7 protein-coding genes and 1 pseudogene are annotated in these 5,412 nt (G+C 37.1%); 2 read left to right on the forward strand and 6 right to left on the reverse strand.

What is annotated here, in order from left to right; genetic code table 11:
* The first annotated feature begins 157 nt into the window (after nt 1-157).
* Nucleotides 158-421, forward strand: coding sequence for a hypothetical protein (locus V7147_RS24280; RefSeq protein ID WP_335370366.1), 264 nt, complete (start codon nt 158-160; stop codon nt 419-421).
* Between the two features lie 29 nt (nt 422-450).
* Here V7147_RS24280 and V7147_RS24285 read toward each other — a convergent pair whose 3' ends face one another.
* From V7147_RS24285 to V7147_RS24295, 3 genes are all read right to left on the reverse strand, one after another.
* Nucleotides 451-1,407, reverse strand: coding sequence for a BMP family ABC transporter substrate-binding protein (locus tag V7147_RS24285; protein WP_335370367.1), 957 nt, complete (start codon nt 1,405-1,407; stop codon nt 451-453).
* 84 nt (nt 1,408-1,491) lie between these two features.
* Nucleotides 1,492-2,058 carry a hypothetical protein gene (locus V7147_RS24290; RefSeq protein ID WP_335370368.1) on the reverse strand — a complete coding sequence of 189 codons (567 nt, stop codon included), beginning with the start codon at nt 2,056-2,058 and terminating at the stop codon, nt 1,492-1,494.
* Nucleotides 2,059-2,145: 87 nt separating this feature from the next.
* The gene (locus V7147_RS24295; RefSeq protein ID WP_335370369.1) at nt 2,146-2,880 is read right to left on the reverse strand and encodes an alpha/beta hydrolase; all 735 of its coding nucleotides are present in this window, start codon (nt 2,878-2,880) and stop codon (nt 2,146-2,148) included.
* A gap of 153 nt (nt 2,881-3,033) precedes the next feature.
* Here V7147_RS24295 and V7147_RS24300 point away from each other — a divergent pair, with 153 nt between their 5' ends.
* A complete protein-coding gene (locus V7147_RS24300; RefSeq protein WP_335370370.1) occupies nt 3,034-3,222 on the forward strand; it encodes a YjzD family protein in 189 nt (62 codons plus the stop codon).
* A gap of 44 nt (nt 3,223-3,266) precedes the next feature.
* On the opposite strand, the gene V7147_RS24305 is transcribed toward V7147_RS24300, so the two are convergent.
* The 3 genes and pseudogenes from V7147_RS24305 to V7147_RS24315 form a co-directional block, all read right to left on the reverse strand.
* Nucleotides 3,267-3,446: a YjzC family protein gene (locus tag V7147_RS24305; RefSeq protein WP_335370371.1), complete on the reverse strand. Its 180-nt coding sequence runs from the start codon at nt 3,444-3,446 to the stop codon at nt 3,267-3,269.
* Nucleotides 3,447-3,871: 425 nt separating this feature from the next.
* Entirely contained in the window at nt 3,872-4,831 is a 960-nt protein-coding gene (argF, locus tag V7147_RS24310; protein WP_335370372.1) for an ornithine carbamoyltransferase, read from the reverse strand.
* A pseudogene (locus V7147_RS24315) lies at nt 4,828-5,412 on the reverse strand (carbamoyl-phosphate synthase large subunit); the annotation flags it as partial. The gene argF and the pseudogene V7147_RS24315, both read right to left, overlap by 4 nt.

The raw sequence follows: 5,412 nt of genomic DNA on the forward strand, positions 1-5,412 counted from the left end.
TTTAATTCATTTTTTCATCGTTATCAACTCTTTGGTTTTATTTTTTCTAAGATTCCACGTTTGCCTAGTGTTTTATGTGATAGAGGTCTATTTCATTTTGTGCAATGATACATAAGATTATAGTAATGAAATTAAAATTGTAAGTTGGTGAAAAATGATGAGTGATAAGCAAGAGACTTTTGATAATAAGCCAGAAGAAGAGAGCGGTTCTTCCGAGAGGGATCGGTTTGATCGACTAATGTTTGGTTCGCGGGCTAAGAAAGGTGAGAATGAAGCTCCAAAAATAAAGCCAGAAGATGGGGTAGATTTCAATCAATTGATGGGCCAAATCGATGAGATTATGACTTCAATCGACAAAATTAAGCCAGCATTTAAGAACCTTTCTCTTTCTCCATTCCTTGATTATTTTCGAAAAAAATAAGAAGCTATCACCACATGTGATAGCTTCTTTTATTTTGAAGGAAGGTCCCCTGTTTCTTTATATTCTTTAATATAAGCTTTTAATTCATTTATAAAATTTTCGTCTACCTTCGGGCTAAAGGTACCCATTGAAATAACATCGTCCTGGAAATCAAAATAAAGAGTTCCAGAAGCGAGTTCGCCCTTATCAAATTTACTTGTAACTAATAAGTAAAGTTGGTCAACATGCTGTACCGTGCTAGTGTATACCGTTTCTTTCCCTAGGTCAGATTGGTCTGAAACATAACCAATCGCATATAGACCTTCTTCTTTGAGTCTTTCAATTACAGGGACATTGAACCCATCCCCGGCAGGATAAATAATATCGACACCATCAGCTATCATTTTCTCTGCGATTGAAATAGCCTTTTCATTGTCATCCCAGTTTTGAACATAGCCAATATCTACATCAACCTCGTCATTTTGAAATAACACACCTTCATAAAATCCATTGATCTCCGGTTGCCATTCATATGCAGCAATGATCCCGACTTTATTTGCATCCGTCATTTTCCCAGCGACCATACCACCGAAAAAGCCCATCGCATGCCCATCAAAATTTAGGCTTGTAACATTCGCTTTTTTCGTATTTCCATTAAAAAAAATGAAATGGACATCAGGGTATTCATCTGAAATTTCATTAAAAATATTAGCATATTCGCTCCCATGACCAAATATTAAATTAACGTCTTTATCTACAAATTCCTTCACGGCTGTACGTGTCGCAGCTTCAGAAATAATTCCTTCTTTATAAAAAACATCAACCTGAAATTTTGATTTTATTTGCAATAACCCCTTATATCCTTCAGTACCCCAAACTTGATCATCAATTGTATCCGGTACTAATAAGCCTACTTTTGCAACCCCGGTCTTGGCATCTGTTTGTCCACAAGATACGAGGATGGATAATAGAAATAAGAGTGTCACCCACCTAAACAACTTTTGCATGACTACAACTCCTTCAAAAACAAAAACATCCAATCATAGTATATTTTATTGTACTTTTTACTAATTGGAAAGCAAAAGTGGTATCTAGGCATAAAAGTTTTGGAAAATCCACTCTTCATGTTCATTTTTTATATTGATTCCTTCCGCTATCTCTTTATTCGTAAAATCAATTAATGTAAACAAAAACTCAATATTTTTTGTTCGAACTTTTCGGTGCTCGCATAAACTATTATCGATATTAATTTTGGAATACCAACTTTCATTAAGTTCGGCGTCTATTTCATCTTTTTTATTCCGGTCTAACGAATGGGCAGAAACCAGAATGAGCTTTGTATTTGCTTCATTACAGTATTTAAGTACTGATTGAAGTATTTCCCCTTTTTCTTCAACGCGATCTGAGGAGTTTGGACCATACCACGGATAAATCACGGCGTCTGTTTGTGCGAACTTAGTTTGGTTCGCCATTGCTTTCGGTAGCTCCATAAATTCAAAAAAGGCATTACGTCCGATTCGAAGCATTTTATCTTCTTCAGAGGTATTTTCCTTTGGGTTAGTATCTACTCCAACTACATGGATTTCTTTGTCTATCATTCTACAGCAGAGTCCATATCCTACAAACGAGAAAGCGTCGAATAATATAACATTCTTCACTTGTAACATCTCCTATACAATTTCTTAAAGTATCGTATGCTTGTGGGCAAATAAAAAGTCCCGATTCTACAAATGTATCGGGACTTTTTATAATTCTTTTTCATTTTCTTTGTAAAAGCTACCAATGGAGCGACTAAATGCATATATATTTTCACTAAGATGATAGCTTAACGTAACCATCTTATTTCCGTCGCTTTGGTATTTCTTACTGTGAAGTTCTGGAATGTAGGTCTTTTCATTTGTGTTATGCCATATTTTGATTGGGATATTTGGAAAGAGTAAATGATCTCTTGGTGCCAATTTTTCAATATTTGTTTCAACTTCCCGTTCGTCAAATTGATATGCTCGTGCAATTTCCTTAATCAGCTTTTTATAAAAAAATTTATTTTTTCTTTCATTATCGATATGTGCCACTAGATCAATGCATGGATTTAGGAAAGCCATCGAGCGAATTTCGCTTTTCAGTCTGTTACTTAACTGCATTGCTGTTAATGCACCCATACCTTCCGCCAAAATATGAATACGGTTGTTGAGGATTTCCCGTTTCATAATGATGTGATAGAGCTGTGTCGCTAATTTGACGGATGCCGGATTTCCCCAGTTTGCACCGTATAAGTTTGAGTAAAAGACTGTATACCCTTCATCCTTAAGGTATTCAAGAATTTGAGACCTTCCGTAGTTTTGAATCCAATAGCTTGAGTTCTCTTCCACAAAATTTGTTTTATCCCCAATGATTAAAACAGCGAAGCCATTTGGACGTTTTGGCAAATGAAGAGCAGACCACTCCGTATCAAGCTTGAAAAAAAGTTTGTTTTGTACCATTGATCTCTTCTCCTACTCCTGATTTTCGTCCTTCGTTATTAGTGTATGTTGTGGAATTAAAGATGAATGAGGGAAATGCCTACAAATATCTTTTCTATCAAGTAACAATTGTGGTAAACTAATTACATAATTGTGTTTAATGAGGTGAAGACATTGCGTTATTTTTGGACATTCTTTTGGACATTCCTCTTAATCCAAATGGCTTCATATGTTATTGGATCAATGCAGGCGGCTACATATTCTTTTAAGACAGCTTCAATCGTAGCAGTTATTGTTACAGCCCTAATCATTATTTTAGGATCTGTTATTCCAAATGAACCTGTAGAGGAACCTAATCATTAATATGCAAAAAAAGACCCGATTGGGTCTTTTTTTGTTTGTCTAACTCAAGGCTTTCTTTTATATGTCCATTTGCGGTTGTCATTAGAGTTTTCTGGGAATGAGTCACCGGCACTTAATTTTACACTTTTCGGGTTCTTAACCATATCCCCTGTTTCGCCAATTTCAACATAAATCCCATTATTCGGTGCTTTTTGCCCTGCACGAAATTCATGACTTTGCCCCATCATAATCCTCCTTTGGAATAGTAGTACAAGAGGTTGTTCAAAAAGTCCGGTGAAAATTACGCATAGATAGCGAAACTTCGACTAAAAACTGACACGTTCTGTGTCAAACGTCGAAGTCACCACATCCTGTGGAAGCTCGTTGGCTTGTTTTTCCCTTCCTTGGAAAAGGAAACCACTTTTCCAGCGTGCAAAATCGTCTGCTCACGTATCCACTACATACGTTCCGCTACTCAAAACTGCGCCGCCTCGAACTTTCGACGCACAGGATATGCTAGTGTCGACAAGACATGCGGACGTGGCGCTTTTGTCGACGCGGTCCTTTTCATCCTCCTCTTTGAACACTCACTTCAAGATTACTATTCCCACTCATAATCAAAATCATGAAAAAAGCCACAGCACCATTGATGGCTGAGGCTCAAAGTTTTTTATTCCATTATTGCTTTTAAAACGGCTTTTTGAGCGTGTAGACGATTCCCTGCTTGTTCAAACACAAGTGAGTGTGGTCCATCAATCACTTCGGCAGTTACTTCTTCGCCACGATGTGCAGGTAGGCAGTGTAAGAAAATATAATCTTCATTAGCAGCACTTACAAGCTTTGAATTTACTTGATAAGGCATGAACGCTTGCATTCTTTCTTGTTGTTCCTTCTCTTGCCCCATGCTTGCCCAAACATCTGTATAAATAAAATCAGCACCTTTTAAACCCGCGACTGGATCATGGCTAACCTCAATGACCGCATTTGTCTCCTGAGCAATTTCTTTTGCTTTCTTTACAACAAATGCCTTCGGAGCATATTGAGGTGGACAAACAACCGTACAGTCTAATCCAACCTTGGCCGCAGCAATCATCAATGAATGGGCAACATTATTGCCATCTCCAACATAGACGAGCTTGCTTCCTTCAAAGCTTTTCTTATGTTCATAAATCGTTAGTAAATCAGCTAAGGCTTGGCAAGGGTGAAAGTCTTCAGTCAAGCCATTAATAACTGGGATATTTGCGAACTTTGCAAGCTCCTCAATTTTCTCATGCTCAAATGTACGAATCATAATTGCATCAACATACTCAGATAAAACCATTGCTGTATCAGCAATTGATTCCCCTCTACCTAACTGCATATCATTGCTATTGAGGTAGATTGCATTTCCTCCCAACTGAAGCATTCCAGCTTCAAATGAAACTCTTGTGCGGGTTGAATGCTTTTCAAAAATCATCGCTAGCGTTTTCCCTTTTAAATAGGGTGTATTTTCCCCATTTTTATGCTTCTGCTTGATTTCAATGGCTGAGTCTAATAATGCAATTATATCTTCCTTCGTTAAATCGATAAGAGTGAGTAAATCCTTTCCCTTTAACGCCTTACTTACATTATGTTTTAAAGTAGTTGTCATTTGGTAAACACTTCTTTCTCTTTATTAATTGAACCCCTAAGTTCTTGAATAGACATGACTGAAAAGTGAGTATCTCGGAATGCTTTTAAAAATGCGTATAATGTCTCGATTTCTGTAAAAACGTGAATGCGCTTCTGACTTGCCTCTATTTTATTCATTTTAGATTTTTCATTATTCATTAGACTTACAAATGCTAATGCTTTATCGCTCTTAATCCATTCTGAAATGTCAGGAGACGCAATTATTTTTAGTCCCATTTCCCCAGCAAACTGCTTTAATTCTGCTAAAATCAGTTCCGTATCGATAACAATTTCGTCTGCACCTTTTTTTGAAAGAAAATAGCTATGGAAAACTTTTGTTAAGGCCTCTTCAATCGTTGCTGCTATACTAATTCCTTCACCGGTGGATTTCATTTCGGGTCCAACCGTTGGATCACCTAGCAATTTATAAGTTGAGAAGACTGGATATTTCACCGTAAAGTATGGTAAATCTGGTAATAAGCCAGCTTCTGAGCTGACTTCCTGTAATAACTTTCCAAGCACAAGTTTTGAAGCCAGTTGCGCCATCGGAATTCCTGTTAT

The organism is Bacillus sp. JJ1521, assembly GCF_036965165.1.
Classification (GTDB): domain Bacteria; phylum Bacillota; class Bacilli; order Bacillales; family Bacillaceae_L; genus Ferdinandcohnia.

Excerpts from the sequence above, each read along its gene's own strand:
- V7147_RS24280 (WP_335370366.1), top strand. The coding sequence starts at position 158 with ATGAGTGATAAGCAAGAGACTTTTGATAATAAGCCAGAAGAAGAGAGC.
- V7147_RS24285 (WP_335370367.1), bottom strand. The coding sequence starts at position 1,407 with ATGCAAAAGTTGTTTAGGTGGGTGACACTCTTATTTCTATTATCCATC.
- V7147_RS24295 (WP_335370369.1), bottom strand. The coding sequence starts at position 2,880 with ATGGTACAAAACAAACTTTTTTTCAAGCTTGATACGGAGTGGTCTGCT.
- V7147_RS24305 (WP_335370371.1), bottom strand. The coding sequence starts at position 3,446 with ATGGGGCAAAGTCATGAATTTCGTGCAGGGCAAAAAGCACCGAATAAT.
- argF (WP_335370372.1), bottom strand. The coding sequence starts at position 4,831 with ATGACAACTACTTTAAAACATAATGTAAGTAAGGCGTTAAAGGGAAAG.